This window comes from Streptomyces sp. YIM S03343, assembly GCF_054729195.1.
This window is the reverse complement of record NZ_JBPUKX010000002.1, coordinates 223,378-239,730: the sequence shown is the minus strand read 5'-3', so window position 1 is coordinate 239,730 and position 16,353 is coordinate 223,378. Positions and strand designations below refer to the sequence as shown.

Sequence of the window (16,353 nt, the reverse complement as noted above, 5' to 3'; positions counted from 1 at the left end):
CCGCGCACGGAAGGTATCTCCGTATGCCTCGTGGGAGGGCTGACGTGACGCACATCGATGCCGTCGACTCGGTGACCGAGTATCTGGACCGCAGTGACTGGCGGGTCAACGCAAACGCCAATCAGGGGTACTCGCTGGGCGGGTTGATCCTGAACACGGCGGGCAAGGTCATCGCCAACTACTGGCTCGAGCAGGTGTATCCCCCGGATGTCTCGCGTGCTCACCGTGAGGGCGACCTCCACATCCATGATCTGGACATGCTGTCCGGTTACTGTGCGGGCTGGTCGCTGCGGACCCTGCTCACAGAGGGTTTCAACGGCGTTCCAGGACAGGTCGATTCGGCGCCCCCGCGGCACTTCTCCTCCGCGGTCGGACAGATCGTCAACTTCCTGGGCACGCTGCAGAACGAATGGGCCGGCGCCCAGGCCTTCAGCTCCTTCGACACCTACATGGCGCCGTTCGTCCGCAAGGACGCGATGACGTACGACGAGGTGTACCAGTGCATGCAGGAACTGGTGCACAACCTCAATGTGCCGTCCCGCTGGGGCACCCAGACCCCCTTCACCAACCTCACCTTCGACTGGAGCTGCCCTGCCGACCTGCGCGAGCAGGTGCCGGTCATCGGCGGCGCCGAGACGGACTTCAGCTACGGCGATCTGCAGGCCGAGATGGACCTGATCAACCGCGCCTACATCGAAGTAATGACGGCGGGCGATGCCACCGGGCGTGTGTTCACCTTCCCGATCCCGACGTACAACATCACCGAGGACTTCCCCTGGGAGAGCGAGAACGCCGACCGTCTCTTCACGATGACCGCGAAGTACGGGCTGCCCTATTTCCAGAACTTCATCAACTCCGACCTGTCACCGAACCAGATCCGCTCCATGTGCTGCCGCCTCCAGCTCGACCTCACCGAGCTGCTCAAGCGCGGTAACGGGCTCTTCGGCAGCGCCGAGCAGACCGGCTCGCTCGGGGTGGTCACCGTCAACTGCGCCCGGCTCGGACACCTGCACGCCGGGGACGAACGTGCCCTCTTCGACACCCTCGACCGCCTCCTGGGCCTGGCCCGGGACAGCCTGGAGATCAAGCGGGTCACCGTCCAGGACCTGATCGACGGCGGCCTCTACCCGTACACCAAGCGGTACTTGGGAACCCTCCGCAACCACTTCTCCACGATCGGCGTGAACGGGATCAACGAAATGATCCGCAACTTCACCCGAGACGCCCACGACATCACCGCTCCCGAGGGCCACGCGCTTGCCGTACGGCTGCTCGACCACGTCCGCGCCAAGATGGTGGAGTTCCAGGAGCAGACCGGACACCTCTACAACCTGGAGGCCACCCCGGCCGAGGGAACCACCTACCGCTTCGCGAAGGAGGACCGGCGGCGCTTCCCCGGCATCCTGCAGGCCGGCACGGAGGACAACCCGTACTACACCAACTCCTCCCAGCTGCCCGTCGGTTTCACCGACGACCCCTTCGAGGCACTGGAGCGGCAGGACGAACTGCAGGGCAAATACAACGGCGGCACGGTCCTGCACCTCTACATGTCCGAGCGGATCTCCACCGCCGACGCCTGCCGCAACCTCGTACGCCGCTCCCTGGAACGCTTCCGGCTGCCCTATCTCACCGTGACCCCGACCTTCTCCATCTGCCCCGACCACGGCTACCTCGCCGGTGAACACCTCACCTGCCCCACCTGCTCCGGTACCTGCGAGGTGTGGACCCGGGTGATGGGGTATCACCGCCCGGTCTCCTCCTTCAACATCGGCAAGAAGGGCGAGCACGGCGAGCGCGTGCACTTCGACGAGGCGATGGTCACCGCGTGATCCGTCTCGGCGGCTGGGCCCGGCTGTCCACCTGCGACTGGCCGGGCCGCCTGGTCACCACCGTCTTCTGCCAGGGCTGCCCCTGGCGGTGCCGCTACTGCCACAACCCGGAGCTGCTGCCGCCGCGCACCCCGTCCTCCGTGGCGTGGGAGACCGTGACGGACCACCTCCACCGACGCCAGGGCCTGCTGGACGGCATCGTCTTCTCCGGCGGCGAGCCACTGCTGCAGCGTGACCTCGCGACGGCCATGCGGCAGGCACGCGCGCTCGGCTATGCGGTCGGGCTCCACACCGGCGGAGCCTATCCGCGCCGCTTCAGGCAGATCCTGGCCGAGGGTCTGGTGGACTGGGTCGGATTCGATGTGAAGTCCGCACCGGACGCGTACGACCGGGTCACCGGCGCACCCAACAGTGCCGCGCCCGCCCTGCACAGCCTGCGCCTGCTTCAAGCCTCCGGGACCGCATACCAGCTGAGGACCACGGTGGACCCGTCCCTCCTCGACGACGGTGACGTCGCCGCCCTCAGGGCCTGGCTGACACGGCAAGGGCTGCGCGACCACGTATGGCAGGAAGCACGAGCCGCATACATCGGCTGAAAGGCCAGAGCCTGGTGCGCCCGGCCGTTCCCGGGCGCACAGGACCGGCCCGGGGGCCGCCGGGGCCTCGGGTTATCCCCACCCCGATCCACCAGCAGCCGTCATGGTCCGCGATGACCGCGATCCGTAGTTTCGAGGTATCGGCACGAGGAGATCGCGAGAGGTCGGGGTATGGGGCTGCGCAGGGGCGAGCGGCAGAACGCGGATGATCGGCCGGAGGCCCAGGGCTCGCCCGGTCTCGCCGTCGAACTGCGCGGTGTCCGGCGGCAGTACGGCCGCGGCAACAGTGCCGTGCACGCCCTCGCGGGCATCGACCTGGCCCTGCCGCGTGGCACGTTCACCGCCGTCATGGGGCCCTCGGGCTCCGGTAAGTCCACCTTCCTGCAGTGCGCCGCCGGCCTGGACCGGCCGTCGGCCGGCTCGGTGTGCCTCGGCGGTACGGAGATCACGGGCATGCGCGAGAGCCGGCTCACCGAGCTGCGCCGCAGCCGCCTCGGCTTTGTCTTCCAGGCCTTCAACCTGCTGCCCTCCCTCACCGTCGAGCAGAACGTGCTGCTCCCGATGCGCCTCGCCGGGCAGCGCCAGGACCGCCGACGCGCCGCCGACGTGCTGGCGCAGGTCGGGCTCGCCGACAAGGCGCGGCGTCGGCCCGACGAGCTCTCCGGCGGCCAGCAACAGCGCGTCGCCATCGCCCGCGCGCTGGTCACGGCGCCGGACGTGATCTTCGCCGACGAGCCCACGGGTGCCCTCGACACCGGCACCGCCGCCGAGGTCCTCGGCCTGCTCCGGCAGGCGGTGGACGCCCTCGGCGCCACCGTCGTCATGGTCACCCACGACCCGGGCGCCGCCGCATGGGCCGACCGTGTGCTGTTCCTCGCGGACGGCGTCTTCGCCGGTGGCCTCGACGGTGGCTCGGCGGAGCAGATCGCGGCACGGATGGCCGCGCTCACCTCCCGTACGGGTGTGATGGCGGGGGCCGCAGCATGAGCAGGTTCGCCCCCAACGGCCTCGCCCGCGCGGCCGTCCGCTTCAAACCCGCCTCGTTCGCGGGCACGTTCGTCGCGCTGATGATGGCGGCGCTGATCGTCTCCGCCTGCGGCATCCTCCTGGAGACGGGCGCCCGCGCCTCGGTGCCGCCGAAGCGGTATGCGAAAGCGGCGGTCGTCGTGGCGGCGGACCAGTACGCCCGCATCGTCACGGGCAGCGGCGACAGCCGCTCGGAGTCGGCCGAACTGCTGCCGGACACGGCGCGCGTGGACGCTGCGCTGGCGGACAAGGCGGCCCGCGCGCCCGGCGCGAAGGCGGCGGTGCCGGACTTCACGTTCCCGGTGCGCCAGGGCGACGCCGTGCTCACCGGCCATGGCTGGGGATCGCACACCTTCACCGGTGCCGCGCTCACCTCCGGGGCCGCGCCCCGTACCGGCGAGATCGTGCTCGATGCCGCCGCCGCGCGGGCCGGGAAGGCCGACGTCGGCGACACCGTCGCGCTCGAAACAGCCACCGGGCGCGTCGACTTCCGCGTCTCGGGGCTGGCGAAGGCCGGATCCGGCGACGTGGCCCAGGGCGCCACGGGCTGGTTCGCCGACGCCCAGGCCCCGGCGCTCGCCGGGCATCCCGGCAAGGCCGACGCCATCGCCGTGGTGGCGAAGGACGGGGCGGACGCCGACGCCCTCGCCTCCGGTGTGAAGAAGGCGCTCGCCGGATCCGGCGCCGAGGTGCATACCGGCGACAGCCGCGGCGCTGTCGAGGACCGCGGGCTCGAGTACGCCAAGGAGCTGCTCACCGGGCTCGGTGGATCCTTCGGCGGGGTCGCCGCCATGGTTGCTGTCTTCACGGCGTCCGGCACCGTCGCGCTGTCCGTCGCCCAACGCGCCCGGGAGTTCGCGCTGCTGCGCGCCGTCGGCGCCACTCCTCGGCAGATCCGCCGCGCGGTCGCCGCCGAGGCGGTGCTCGTCGCTCCGCTCGCCGGGCTGGTCGGATGCCTGCCCGGGATCGGACTCGCGTACTGGTGGTTCGGGCAGTTGAAGGACCGCGGGGCCATCCCGGCGGCCGTGGACCTGCGTGTCTCCTTCATCCCGCTCGTCGTCGCCGTCGGCACGGGGCTGCTGACCGCGCTCGCCGCCGGCTGGGCCGCCGGCCGCAGACCCGCGAAGATCAAGCCGCGGCAGGCGCTCACCGAGGCGTCGGTGGAGCGGCTGCGGCCGGGCGTGATCCGTACCGTGCTGGGCCTGGGCGCCCTCGGCGGCGGCGGGTTCCTCAGCGTCCTCGCCGCCCGCTCGGCCGGGGAGGACGCGGCCAACGCCTCCCTCGGCGTCGTGATGCTCTTCATGCTCTCCGTCGCGCTGCTCGGCCCGCTGGTGGCGCGGCTGTGCGCGGCTCTGTTCGGGCTTTTGCTGAGCGCAAGCGGCGCCGCGGCCTCGCTCGCGGCCGCCAACTCCCGTACGAACGCACGTCGGCTGGCCTCCGCGATCACCCCGATCGTGCTGGCCATGGCCTTCGCCTCGACGCTCGTCTTCATGCATACGAGCGAGAGCCACGTCGCTGCGAAGCAACTGCGCGCGGGCGTCACCGCGGACCATGTGGTCACGAACCCGGCCGGTCTGCCCGCCGACGCCGTCGGCCGGGCCGCCCGCGCGCCCGGCGTCGACGCGGCTGTGGGCCTGCTCGGCACACAGGTGCTCGTCCCCGTCGGCTCCGGCGGCGACAGATGGCTGCAGGATGCAGCGGCCCAGAGCATCTCCGGCTCCGGCGCGCAGCTCGCGAAGGTGCAGGACCTCGACGTGCGCAGCGGCAGCCTGGACCAGGTCGGCAAGGGCCGGATCGCCGTCGACAGGACGCTCGCCATGTCGGCGAAGGTCGAGGTGGGCGACAAGCTGCCGATCTACCTCCCGGACGGCACCAGGAGCAGCCCCGAGGTCGTCGCCGTGTACGGCCGCGGCCTCGGCCTGGCGGAGGTGACCATGGACCGCGCGTCCCTGGCCACCCACGTCACATCGGGCTTCGACAGCACGCTGCTGGTACGGGGCGGAGACGCCAAGGCCCTCGCCCCGCTGGGCAAGGTCACCGACGCCTCCGGCTATGCCGTCGAGCAGGACACCGACCGCGAGCTCAACGCCTGGGCCAACTACACGATGGCCGGTGTCCTCGGCGGCTTCGCGGCCGTCGCCGCCGTCAACACGCTCGTGATGACCGTCCTCGACCGCCGCCGTGAGCTGGACATGCTCCGCCTCGTCGGCGCCACCCGGCTCCAGGTGATGCGGATGCTCCGCTGGGAGAGCCTGCTGGTGACGGTCGCGGGCGTGGTCCTGGGCTCGGCCGTCGCGGCGGCCACGCTCATCCCGATGATGCGCGGCCTGACGGGGGAGTCCCCGTACGTGCCCCCACTGGTGTACGGGGCATTCGCCGCGGCCGCGGTGGCCCTCGGCCTGCTCTCCGTCAGCCTCCCGGCGCGGGCGGCACTGCGCGTCGGGGCGTCCTGATGGCGGCGGCCGGGCCGGATGGCTCAAGCTCGGCATCACCTGGGTTCCCCTGTCGGTCGGCAGTCGCTGAGGCGGGTGCTCCCGCCTCAGCGACGTCACGGGAGGAGAGGGGGCCCCGCGCACCTGAATGTTCGGCATGTGCGGGGGCCGCACCCGCCTGACCCGCCCTTCAGCCGGGCTGCGCGGCGATCAGGCCTCGCAGCACCCTCAGCAGCCGGCTGTTCCGGGTGGCGGGGCCGCCGTGCTCCCGCGCAGCACGAGCCGCGTCGGGACCAGCGTGGTGCCCTGCTCGGGACCGGCTCCGCGCACCTTGCGCAGGACGTCCTCGACGCAGAGGCGTCCCACCTCGGCGAAGTCCTGGTGGACCGTGGACAGCGGGGGCAGAAAGTGCGCCGCCTCGGGGATGTCGTCGAAACCGATGACACTGACGTCCTCGGGCACACGCCGGCCGCGTTCGTGCAGAGCGCGCAGGAGTCCGAGGGCCATCTGGTCGTTCGCGACGAAGACGGCCGTGCAATCGTCATGTGCCGCGAGTTCGAGGCCGGCGAGATATCCGGACTCCGTCGACCAGTCGCCCTGGACGAGCGGTGGCGGGACACGCCCCGATGCGGTGAGGGTGGCACGCCAGGCGTCGGTGCGGCGCTGCGCGGCGAAGGAGCCCTCGGGGCCGGAGAGATGCCAGACGGTCTCGTGCCCGAGGTCGAGCAGGTGCTGCACCGCGGCGCGGGTGCCGCCGGCCTGGTCGGTGTCCACGACCGTGTAGCGATCGCCCGCGTCGGAGTCCACCACCACGACCTGCACATGCGGTGGCAGGGTGACGGTCGCCGCGTCGAGGAGGTGCACCTCCATGATGACGATCACCGCGTCGACGGTGAGTTCTTCCAGGCGGGAGAAGGCGCCCCGCACCTCGTCCTGGGTGGGTATGGCGACGGGCAGCAGTGTCACCGCGTAGCCCTCGTGTGCCGCGGAGGTGGCGATGGCCTCCAGCGTCCGCACATTGCCGGTGGTGGCGAGTGTGAAGGTGATGACGCCGATGGTGCGGAACTCGCCCCGCTTGAGTGCCCGGGCGGCGCTGTTGGGCCGGTAGCCGAGTTCCTTCATCGCCGCCAGGACGACGCTGCGGGTCTCCTCGTTCACTCCGGCGAAGCCATTGGACACCCGCGAGACGGTCTGTGAGGAAACCCCGGCCAGTCGGGCCACGTCGGCCATGGAGGCCGTGCGGACCGTGCGGCGGGATCGGGCGTTCTGCCGAGCTGTGCCGTCCGGCTCGGCAGCGGCTCCGCCGGCGTCGCCGCCGTCGGCCTTCGCCACGGGTCCCCTGGACCCCCTGGACCCCGTAGAGCCCCTGGACATGGTCACTGGCCGTCAGCCGCCTTCCGTCGTTCTCCGTGCCACGGCTTGCTGTGAGACCGCTGGACCGCCGTTGTCACGGCAGTGTAGACATCAATCTGTGGATGTTTACGTAAACATAACATTCAAACACCCTGTGGACGAGCGATGTCCCATGCGAAACCAAGCTTGAGGCCTTCCGGCCCACGGGTGCAGAGCCACGCGGCGGCGCCCGCCTCGGCGGCCACCCCTCGCCGCGGCTTCCTGCCGGCTTCGATGCGCCCCGCGGCACCTGCCATTTCACGCCACCCGAGACGCGGGGGCACGCCCGTCGGCCGGGCCTGTTCCGCAGCGTTGCCCACACTGCCCTTGACCGCTGCCACCAGGGCGTGTAGACATTCGGCCATCGAAATGTTTACGTAAACATAACAGCCCGCAGTGACATCTGGACAAGGGATGTTTACGTAAACATCATGAGGTCGTGCCTCCTGGCCCGAGGCTGATTAACGCTGTTGGTTCCGCAACCTGGAAGAGCGAGGAACGACATGACAACGCTGCAACCGCCTGCGGCCTCCGCGCCCCGGTCGGCTCCGCCACCGACCAGACGGGACCGTCGATCGTGGGCGGGTTGGGGCTTCATAGCCCCTTTCGTGGCCGTGTTCGCCCTGGTCTTCCTCGCTCCGATCGCGTACTCGATCTACCTGAGCCTCTTCCGTGACCGCCTCATCGGCGGCACCACCTTCGTCGGCTTCGACAACTACCGGCAGGCCCTGGAGGACGACCGGTTCTGGGCCGGCCTCGGCCGGATGTCGCTCTTCCTGTGCGTGCAGGTACCGATCATGCTCGGCATCGCCCTGCTGGTCGCCCTCGCCGTGGACAGCGGACGCCTCTACGGCAAGAACTTCTTCCGCATCTCGATCTTCCTGCCGTACGCCGTGCCCGCCGTCGTCGCCACCCTGATGTGGGGCTTCATGTACGGCACCCGTTTCGGCCTGGTCAGCGACATCAACAGCGCCTTCGGCATCTCCCTGCCCAACCCGCTCTCACCCGACCTGGTGCTCACCTCCATCGGCAACATCGTCACCTGGGAGTTCGTCGGCTACAACATGCTGATCTTCTACTCGGCGCTGCGTGTCATCCCGCACTCCCTCTACGAGGCGGCCGAGATCGACGGTGCCGGGCCGTTCCGCGTCATCACCGCCATCAAGCTGCCGGCGATCCGCGGAGCCCTCGTCATCGCGACGATCTTCTCCATCATCGGCAGCTTCCAGCTCTTCAACGAGCCCAGCGTTCTGCAGAAGCTCGCCCCCAACGCCATCACCACGGACTACACCCCGAACTTCTACACATACTCGCTGTCCTTCTCCGGCCAGCAGCACAACTACTCCGCGACGGTCGCCATCGTCATGGGGCTGATCACCATGGTCGTCGCCTATGTCGTCCAGCTGCGCGGCATGCGCAAGGGAGCGTGAAGAAGCGATGACCGCCACCATGACGTCCGCCTCCTCGGACTCCTCGCCCTCGCCGTCCCACACCTCCGGATCCGTGCCCCGGCTGCGCGCACCCCGGCGCGGACACACCCCCGGCCGGCCCCGGCGCAGCGTCCTGCTCACCGTGCTCACCGGCGTGGTGCTGGTCTACAGCCTGGCGCCGCTGGCCTGGCTGATCATCAGCGCCACCAAGACCCAGGAAGGCCTGTCCCGTTCGTTCGGCCTGTGGTTCGACCATGACTTCGCCCTCTGGGACAACATCACCGAGACGTTCACCTACCACGACGGCGTCTTCAGCCGCTGGCTGCTGAACACCCTGCTCTACGTGGTAGTGGGCGCCGGAGGTGCCACCTTCCTCGCCGTGCTGGGCGGGTACGGCCTGGCCAAGTTCGACTTCCCCGGACGGGGCGCCGTGTTCGCCGTCGTGATCGGCGCCGTTGCCGTACCGGGAACCGCGCTCGCGGTGCCGACCTTCCTGATGTTCAGCAACATGGGGCTCACCAACACCCCCTGGGCGGTGATCATCCCGTCGCTGATCTCCCCGTTCGGCCTCTATCTGATGTGGGTGTTCGCCGGTGAGGCCATCCCGACCGACATGCTGGAAGCGGCCCGCATCGACGGCGCGAGCGAGGCGCGCATCTTCTTCACCGTCGCCCTGCCGCTGCTCGCGCCCGGCATCGTCACCGTCTCGCTGTTCACCATGGTCGCGACGTGGAACAACTACTTCCTCCCGCTGATCATGATCAAGGATCCGGACTGGTATCCGCTCACCCTCGGTCTGAACAGCTGGAACGCCCAGGCCGCAACAGCCGGCGGCCAGCCGGTCTTCAACCTGGTCATCACCGGCTCCCTGATCACCATCGTCCCGCTGATCGCGGCGTTCCTGATGCTGCAGAAGTACTGGCAGTCCGGTCTCGCCGCCGGAAGCGTCAAGGAATGAGCCGCCCGGCCGAGCAATGAGCCGCCAGGCCCCCCAGGGCCTAGCTCCTCCGCGCCCGTTCAAGCGCCGTGCCGGACGCCGGCACGGCCAAGACCCCGAAGTCCGCCTCCCCGTCCAGTCCTTCGACCTCCACCCATCGGCACTCCAGGCCACGAAGAAGCACTCAGGCCACGAAGAAGTGGAACCACATCCATGCACAAGCACTCCCGCCGCCTCATGCGCGGTATCGGTCTCCTCTGCGCCCTCGCCCTCGGAGCCACCGCCTGCGGCAGCTCCGACGACGGCGGATCGAACCAGAACAAGACCGTCTCCAAGGCGGACGTCCAGGCCGCGCTGAAGAAGGGCGGCACCGTCACCGTGTGGGCGTGGGAGCCCACGCTCAAGCAGGTGGCCACCGACTTCGAGAAGGAGCACCCCGGTGTCAAGGTGAACCTCGTCAACGCGGGCACCGGCAATGACCAGTACAAGGCCTTGCAGAACGCCATGTCGGCGAAGAAGGGCGTTCCCGACGTCGCCCAGGTCGAGTACTACGCCATGGGCCAGTTCGCGCTGACGAAGCAGCTCACCGACCTCAAGGGCTTCGGCGCCGACGCGCTCGCCACGAAGTTCTCCCCCGGGCCCTGGAACGGGATCAAGGCCGGCGGCACGGGCCTCTACGGTCTGCCGATGGACTCGGGGCCGATGGCCCTGTTCTACAACAAGAAGGTCTTCGACAAGTACAAGATCAAGGTTCCCACCACCTGGGACGAGTACGTGGCCGCGGCCAAGACCCTGCACAAGGCGAACCCCAAGGCGTACATCACCAACGACGCCGGTGACGCCGGCTTCACCACCAGCATGCTGTGGCAGGCCGGTTCACGGCCCTACAAGGTCGACGGCACGAAGGTGAAGATCGACTTCAGTGACGCGGGCGCCACGAAGTTCACCGGCACCTGGCAGAAGCTCCTCGACGACAAGCTGATAGCCCCGGTCACCAGCTGGTCCGACGAGTGGTACAAGGGCCTGGGCGACGGCACCATCGCCACCCTCGCCATCGGCGCGTGGATGCCGGCCAACCTCGCCTCCGGAGTGAAGAACGCCGCCGGTGACTGGCGGGTGGCCCCGCTGCCCCAGTGGACGGCCGGCGCCGACGCGAGCGCCGAGAACGGCGGCAGTGCCCTCGCGCTGCCCGAGCTCGGCAAGAACCAGGCCCTGGCCTACGCCTTCATCGAGTACGCCAACGCCGGTAAGGGCGTGGACACCCGGATCGCGGGCGGCGCCTTCCCGGCAACCACCGCGCAGCTCAACTCCACGGCGTTCCAGGACACCAAGTTCCCGTACTTCGGCGGGCAGCAGGCCAACAAGATCTTCGCCGAGTCCGCCGCGAAGGTCGCCGACGACTGGTCGTACCTGCCGTACCAGGTGTACGCCAACTCGATCTTCAACGACACCGTCGGCAAGGCCTATGTCTCCAGCACGAAGCTGACGGCCGGTCTGAAGACCTGGCAGGAGGAGTGCGTCAAGTACGGCAGCGAGCAGGGCTTCACCGTCGAGTAGCGACCCGTCGGGGGGCGCGCACCGCGCCCCCCGGCCCACAACCCTTTTCCACCCGGAAGGATCACTATGATCACCACCCTCCTGACCCGCCGCAGCGGGTCGGACGGTGCCCCCGCGTCTCACCTCGTATACGGCGCCGACTACAACCCCGAGCAGTGGCCGAGGGACGTGTGGGAGGAGGACATCCGGCTGATGCGCGAGGCCGGGGTGAACCTCGTGTCCGTGGGGATCTTCTCCTGGGCCCATCTCCAACCGCAGGAGGACACCTGGGACTTCGCCTGGCTCGACGAGGTCATGGACCTGCTGCACAAGGGCGGCATCGGCGTCGACCTCGCCACGGCCACCGCGTCCCCGCCGCCGTGGCTCACCACGGCGCATCCGGAGATCCTGCCGGTCACGGCCACCGGTGAGACCCTGTGGCCGGGAGCGCGCCAGCACTGGCGGCCCACCTCTCCGGTGTTCCGGCACCACGCCCTGAACCTGGTCCGGAAAATGGCGACCCGCTACGCCGGTCACCCCGCGCTGGCCGCCTGGCACGTCAACAACGAGCTGGGCTGCCACAACATCTACGACTTCTCCGACGACGCGGCCCGCGCCTTCCGGGACTGGCTGCGGAGCCGGTACACGAGCGTGGACGCGCTGAACGAGGCATGGGGCACCTCCTTCTGGTCACAGCGCTACAGCGACTGGGAGCAGATCCTGCCTCCCCGGCAGGCGGCCTCCCATCCCAACCCCTCCCAGCAACTGGACTTCAAGCGCTTCAGCTCGGACGCGCTCAAGGACTACCTGCGCGAGGAGCGCGAACTGCTGCGCCAGATCACCCCCGACGTCCCCGTGACCACCAATTTCATGGTGATGGGCGGCACGAAGGGCATGAACTTCGCCGACTGGGCGGACGAGGTCGACTTCGTCTCCAACGACCACTACGTCCTCGCGGGCGGCCCGCAGGACCGCGACGAACTGTCCTTCTCCGCCAACCTCACCAGCGGCATCGCCGACGGGCGTCCCTGGTTCCTGATGGAGCACTCCACCAGCGCCGTCAACTGGCAGCCTGTCAACGTCGCCAAGCGTCCGGGTGACATGGCCCGCGACTCGCTGCTGCACGTCGCACACGGCGCCGACGCGGTGTGCTTCTTCCAGTGGCGTCAGTCGGCGGCCGGCGCCGAGAAGTACCACTCCGCGATGGTCCCGCACGCCGGGGCCGACAGCGACCTGTTCCGATCCGTCACCCAGCTCGGCAGCACCCTGAAGACACTTGCGCCGGTCGCCGGGACGGTGCGCGAACCTGCCCCCATCGGCATCCTCTACGACTGGGAGTCATGGTGGGCCAGTGAGCAGGACTCCCACCCCACTTCGCTGCTGGACTACCGGCAGGAAGCGCTCGACTGGTACTCCGCGCTGCTCTCCCTCGGGCTGCGCGCGGACCTGATCACGACCCGGACCGACCTGCACCGCCACCGGGTCGTCGTCGCGCCGGTGCTGCACATGGTGCCCGCCGACCTCGCCAAGGCCCTCACGCAGTACGCCGAGCAGGGCGGCCACCTGATCACCACGTACTTCTCCGGCGTCGTCGACGAGAACGATCACGTCTGGCTCGGCGGCTACCCGGGTGCCCTGCGCGACCTGCTCGGCATCCGCATCGAGGAGTTCGGCCCGCTGCTGCCCGGTGACACCGTGGACCTCGACGACGCCACGACCGGCAGCCTGTGGACCGACCGTATCACCGTGACCGCCCCCGACACCGAGGTCCTGGCCCGCTACCGCACCGGTCAGTACACCGGACAGCCCGCCGTCACCCGGCGGCCGGTATGCGGCGGCTCGGCGGCCTACGTCTCCACCCGCCTCGGCGTCGCAGGGCTCACCTCGCTGCTGCCCCGCCTCCTGGCACCCGCAGGACTGGAGAGCGAGCTGCCTGCCGACGCTCGCGGCCTGGTCGAGCTGACGGTACGCCAGAACGCCGGGGCCCGTTTCCTGTTCCTGATCAACCGCACCGACGACACGGTGCCGGTACGCGGAGTCGCCGGAACGGTCCTGCTCGGATCCCCTGTCGACAACGGCGTGATCCTCGGCCCCAGGGAGGTCGCCGTGCTGCGCCAGGCCACCGACTGAGGAAAACGTACCGAGGCGCGTACCTGGCGGGCTGCCCTCCCACAACCGGCACCGCCTTCCACCCCACTACCCGAGCCCCGCCGCCGGGGTCCTCTTGCCCGCCGGGGCGGAGGGGCCGCCGCAGCCTCTCCGCCCGACGCCGGGGCCCCAGGTCGCCAGGCCGCAGATGAGTACGGGCAGCCCGGAAGCCCCGGCCAGCAGGGGGCCGCTGACCAGCATCAGCGCCACTGAGCTCCGGGTGAGGGCGCGGTTCCTCACTCGGCCGATCAGGATCAGGGTCACGGTGATCGCGACCAGATCTCCGAAGGCCGACGACATGCCGACCAGCCCCCAGACGGTGGTGTCCGCACCGACGTTCCTGCGGATGTCGGGGATCCGTGAGGACCAGGCGGCGTTGGTCACGCCGAGCGCGGCGAATACCAGGCAGATGGAGATCCGGGCCTGCTTAAAACGTTTCACCGCGGCGAGGTTGGCATGGCTCCGACAGGCTCGTCATGGGCGCGTTTTTCCGGCCCGGGCCGAGGGTTCGGTCCCGGCCGGACGCCGGCCGGGACCTTCTCCCACCTGCAAGGTGTTCCCGTCAGTGCTCGACGTCGGGCTTCGGCATGCCTTCCAGCTCCGCGATGACCAATGCCTCGACGGTCGCCGAGAAGCTCAGGTTGTGCACTCTCCCGTTGGCTTCGTAGGCGGGTGAGGGACGCAGGTAGACGCTCAGCGTCACTTCGCCGTCCTGATGGCCGTGCTGGTCCACGTCCACACTCACCAGCTCGCGGCCGAACCAGAATTCGTCGCCCGCGCCCACCATGCTGTGAGCGACCAGATCGAACGACTTGATGGCCACGTCAACGGCACGGTTCCCCTTGTAGTCCTGGCGAATGCGTGCGTCCTCGAAGAAGAACTTCTCCTTCCTTTCCACCGGCTTCCCGATGTAGATGTTGTCGACATCGAAACGAACGACCCGGAATGCGAGTGCCATGTAGTCCTCCATCAGGAGCGGCAGCGCCGACTCCCGTACGGCGGCGATCCCCCGCCAGGGCGACAGACGGCGGCGGCTGGTCGTCTTCATCCTTTGGCACGCCCGGGCCCGGTGCTCGCCGGGTACGGCCGGATGCTTCGTGTGTTCCGTCGAGGCCGGCTGTTCGGGTGGTCGAGCACGGCAGTCGGCGGAGGAGCCGCGCTGGATGTCGGCCTCGGTGAGGGCGTCGACAGCCTCGGTGACATGGCGGTGGGACGTGGTAAGTCCGCCGCGAACCCGGCCGCGAGCCGGGCATACGTGTGCGCACCCGCAGATGGGTGAGTATGAGTAAGGAGAAGCGGGCCTACGCGCTCGCCGAATTCTTCGACGCCGCGTGCACGCAAGATATGGTCCGGGCCGCAGAGCCTGGGGCGACGAGTCCGAAGCCGGCCCCGGCTTGTTCCGCCGGCCGCGTCAAGCCTCAACCCCGGTAGTCAGCAAGGCCCCCCGGCGGATGAGCTGAGACGTGAGACATCTCGCCCGATCCCAGGGCCTCGCCTGTCAGGCTTTCATCACCCGATCAGCGGCGAAGTCAAGACGCTCGCTGGTAGTTCCGGGCGACGTCCTCGGCGAGCTTCTGGCCGGTGGTCAGGGCCTCGCCCACGCTGGTCTTGCCGGCGATGGCGGCGGATATCTCCTTCGTCACCTCGGTGCCGAGGTCCTGGAATTCGGGGATGGCCACGTACTGGATGCCGACGGTGGGCCGGGGCTGGATGCCCGGGGCGGCCGGGTCGGCCTGCTGGATGGACTTCAGGGTGATGTCGCCGAACGAGGCGGCCGCCTTCTGGTACTCGGGGATCTGATAGGTGCTGGCCCGCTTCCCGGCGGGCACCCTGGACCAGCCGAGCTTCTCACCGACCAGGCTCTCGTACTTCTTGCTGGACGCCCAGAGCATGAACTTCGAGGCCAGGCTGGCCTTCAGCGTGGTCTCCGGCATCGCCCATGCCCAGGCCCAGAGCCAGCCGCTGCTGTTGGTCTCCTCCACAGGTGCGTACGCGTATCCGATCTTGCCCGCGACCTTGCTGATGCTGGCGTCCTCCAGCGAACCGGCCGCGCTGGTGGCGTCGTACCACATCGCGACCTTGCCGTGGCTCATGGCGTTCAGGCATTGGCTGAAGCCGGCGTGCGCCGCGTCGTCCTCACCGTGGCTGCGGACGAGATCGACGTAGAAGTTGGTGGCCTTCGCGAAGCCGGGGCTGTTGACCTGGGCCTTCCAGTCCTTGGTGAACCAGGTGCCGCCGAAGGTGTTGACCATGGTCGTCAGCGGCGCCCCGAGCTCACCCCAGCCGGGCAGACCGCGCAGGCAGATGCCCCGCATCCCCGGCCTGGCGCCGTCGGCCTGGGCGGCGAGGTCGGCCACCTGCTGCCATGTCGGGTGTGCCGGCATGGTCAGGCCCTTGTCGGCGAAGATGTCCTTGCGGTACATGAGGAAGGACGACTCGCCGTAGAAGGGCAGGGCGTACGGGTTGCCGTCCGGGTCGGACAGCGACTGCATGATCGGCTTGAGCAGGTCGTTGCGGTCGAAGTCCCTGCCCATCGCGATCTCGCCGTTCAGCTTGCGCAGCCACCCCTTCACGTACCAGTTCCAGGCCTCGTAGGCGCCGATGGTGATGACGTCGTAGCGGCCCGTGTGGTTGGCGACGTCCTGGGCGACCTTCTCGCGCAGTTCGTTCTCGGGCAGGACCGTGAAGTTCACCTTGATGCCGGTGTCCTTCGTGAAGGTGCTCTCGGTGAGCTTCGCGATGTCCTCCATCTGCGGGTTGCCGACCATCAGTACGTTGATGCTCCTTCCGTCCCCGTCCGAGGACCCGCCGACAAGCGAGCACCCGGACAGGAGAAGAGCCGTGGTGGTTGCGCCGGCGATGAGCGCATGTCTGGACGATGGCATGGTGCACGCCTCTCTGTAGGGATGGCGATGTTCTGGGCAGCGAACGGAAGCACGCCGCGCGCTGCTGCCGCTGCGGTGGGCAGGGAGGCGGTCACCACGTCAGGTTTCGGGGCGACTTGCCATGGTTGCCACCGTCATCTCG

Annotated in this window: 12 protein-coding genes; 8 read left to right on the top strand and 4 right to left on the bottom strand. The window is 69.1% G+C overall.

Annotation, left to right across the window (positions count from 1 at the left end; translation table 11 throughout):
• Positions 1-44: 44 nt before the first annotated feature.
• From ACSYGN_RS36840 to ACSYGN_RS36825, 4 genes are all read left to right on the top strand, one after another.
• A complete protein-coding gene (locus ACSYGN_RS36840) occupies positions 45-1,829 on the top strand; it encodes a ribonucleoside triphosphate reductase (RefSeq protein WP_460404407.1) in 1,785 nt (594 codons plus the stop codon).
• The gene (locus ACSYGN_RS36835; RefSeq protein ID WP_460404405.1) at positions 1,826-2,425 is read left to right on the top strand and encodes an anaerobic ribonucleoside-triphosphate reductase activating protein; all 600 of its coding nucleotides are present in this window, start codon (positions 1,826-1,828) and stop codon (positions 2,423-2,425) included. The genes ACSYGN_RS36840 and ACSYGN_RS36835 overlap by 4 nt, the downstream gene beginning before the upstream one ends.
• A gap of 171 nt (positions 2,426-2,596) precedes the next feature.
• Complete coding sequence (locus tag ACSYGN_RS36830) at positions 2,597-3,412, top strand: ABC transporter ATP-binding protein (RefSeq protein WP_460404403.1); 816 nt, start codon at positions 2,597-2,599, stop codon at positions 3,410-3,412.
• Positions 3,409-5,904: an ABC transporter permease gene (locus ACSYGN_RS36825; RefSeq protein WP_460404401.1), complete on the top strand. Its 2,496-nt coding sequence runs from the start codon at positions 3,409-3,411 to the stop codon at positions 5,902-5,904. Before ACSYGN_RS36830 ends, ACSYGN_RS36825 begins: the two co-directional genes overlap by 4 nt.
• A 207-nt stretch (positions 5,905-6,111) precedes the next feature.
• On the opposite strand, the gene ACSYGN_RS36820 is transcribed toward ACSYGN_RS36825, so the two are convergent.
• Positions 6,112-7,113, bottom strand: a complete 1,002-nt coding sequence (locus tag ACSYGN_RS36820) for a LacI family DNA-binding transcriptional regulator (protein WP_460405746.1) — start codon at positions 7,111-7,113, stop codon at positions 6,112-6,114.
• A gap of 665 nt (positions 7,114-7,778) precedes the next feature.
• Here ACSYGN_RS36820 and ACSYGN_RS36815 point away from each other — a divergent pair.
• The 4 genes from ACSYGN_RS36815 to ACSYGN_RS36800 all read left to right on the top strand — a co-directional run bounded on the left by ACSYGN_RS36815 (position 7,779) and on the right by ACSYGN_RS36800 (position 13,308).
• Positions 7,779-8,705, top strand: coding sequence for a carbohydrate ABC transporter permease (locus tag ACSYGN_RS36815; RefSeq protein WP_460404399.1), 927 nt, complete (start codon positions 7,779-7,781; stop codon positions 8,703-8,705).
• A 7-nt stretch (positions 8,706-8,712) separates the two neighbouring features.
• Positions 8,713-9,663: a carbohydrate ABC transporter permease gene (locus tag ACSYGN_RS36810; RefSeq protein ID WP_460404397.1), complete on the top strand. Its 951-nt coding sequence runs from the start codon at positions 8,713-8,715 to the stop codon at positions 9,661-9,663.
• A 192-nt stretch (positions 9,664-9,855) separates the two neighbouring features.
• On the top strand, positions 9,856-11,199 hold the full coding sequence (locus ACSYGN_RS36805) for an ABC transporter substrate-binding protein (RefSeq protein WP_460404395.1): 1,344 nt from the start codon (positions 9,856-9,858) through the stop codon (positions 11,197-11,199).
• Positions 11,200-11,265: 66 nt separating this feature from the next.
• Positions 11,266-13,308, top strand: a complete 2,043-nt coding sequence (locus ACSYGN_RS36800) for a beta-galactosidase (RefSeq protein ID WP_460404393.1) — start codon at positions 11,266-11,268, stop codon at positions 13,306-13,308.
• A gap of 66 nt (positions 13,309-13,374) precedes the next feature.
• On the opposite strand, the gene ACSYGN_RS36795 is transcribed toward ACSYGN_RS36800, so the two are convergent.
• The 3 genes from ACSYGN_RS36795 to ACSYGN_RS36785 form a co-directional block, all read right to left on the bottom strand.
• Positions 13,375-13,767, bottom strand: coding sequence for a hypothetical protein (locus ACSYGN_RS36795; protein WP_460404391.1), 393 nt, complete (start codon positions 13,765-13,767; stop codon positions 13,375-13,377).
• 121 nt (positions 13,768-13,888) lie between these two features.
• Complete coding sequence (locus ACSYGN_RS36790) at positions 13,889-14,374, bottom strand: hypothetical protein (protein WP_460404389.1); 486 nt, start codon at positions 14,372-14,374, stop codon at positions 13,889-13,891.
• A gap of 481 nt (positions 14,375-14,855) precedes the next feature.
• Positions 14,856-16,211, bottom strand: coding sequence for an ABC transporter substrate-binding protein (locus ACSYGN_RS36785; protein WP_460404387.1), 1,356 nt, complete (start codon positions 16,209-16,211; stop codon positions 14,856-14,858).
• Positions 16,212-16,353 lie beyond the last annotated feature (142 nt).

Coding starts and splice junctions, on each gene's coding strand:
- ACSYGN_RS36810 (WP_460404397.1), top strand. CDS start 8,713: ATGACCGCCACCATGACGTCCGCCTCCTCGGACTCCTCGCCCTCGCCG.
- ACSYGN_RS36815 (WP_460404399.1), top strand. CDS start 7,779: ATGACAACGCTGCAACCGCCTGCGGCCTCCGCGCCCCGGTCGGCTCCG.
- ACSYGN_RS36820 (WP_460405746.1), bottom strand. CDS start 7,113: ATGGCCGACGTGGCCCGACTGGCCGGGGTTTCCTCACAGACCGTCTCG.
- ACSYGN_RS36830 (WP_460404403.1), top strand. CDS start 2,597: ATGGGGCTGCGCAGGGGCGAGCGGCAGAACGCGGATGATCGGCCGGAG.
- ACSYGN_RS36785 (WP_460404387.1), bottom strand. CDS start 16,211: ATGCCATCGTCCAGACATGCGCTCATCGCCGGCGCAACCACCACGGCT.
- ACSYGN_RS36790 (WP_460404389.1), bottom strand. CDS start 14,374: ATGAAGACGACCAGCCGCCGCCGTCTGTCGCCCTGGCGGGGGATCGCC.
- ACSYGN_RS36825 (WP_460404401.1), top strand. CDS start 3,409: ATGAGCAGGTTCGCCCCCAACGGCCTCGCCCGCGCGGCCGTCCGCTTC.
- ACSYGN_RS36805 (WP_460404395.1), top strand. CDS start 9,856: ATGCACAAGCACTCCCGCCGCCTCATGCGCGGTATCGGTCTCCTCTGC.
- ACSYGN_RS36800 (WP_460404393.1), top strand. CDS start 11,266: ATGATCACCACCCTCCTGACCCGCCGCAGCGGGTCGGACGGTGCCCCC.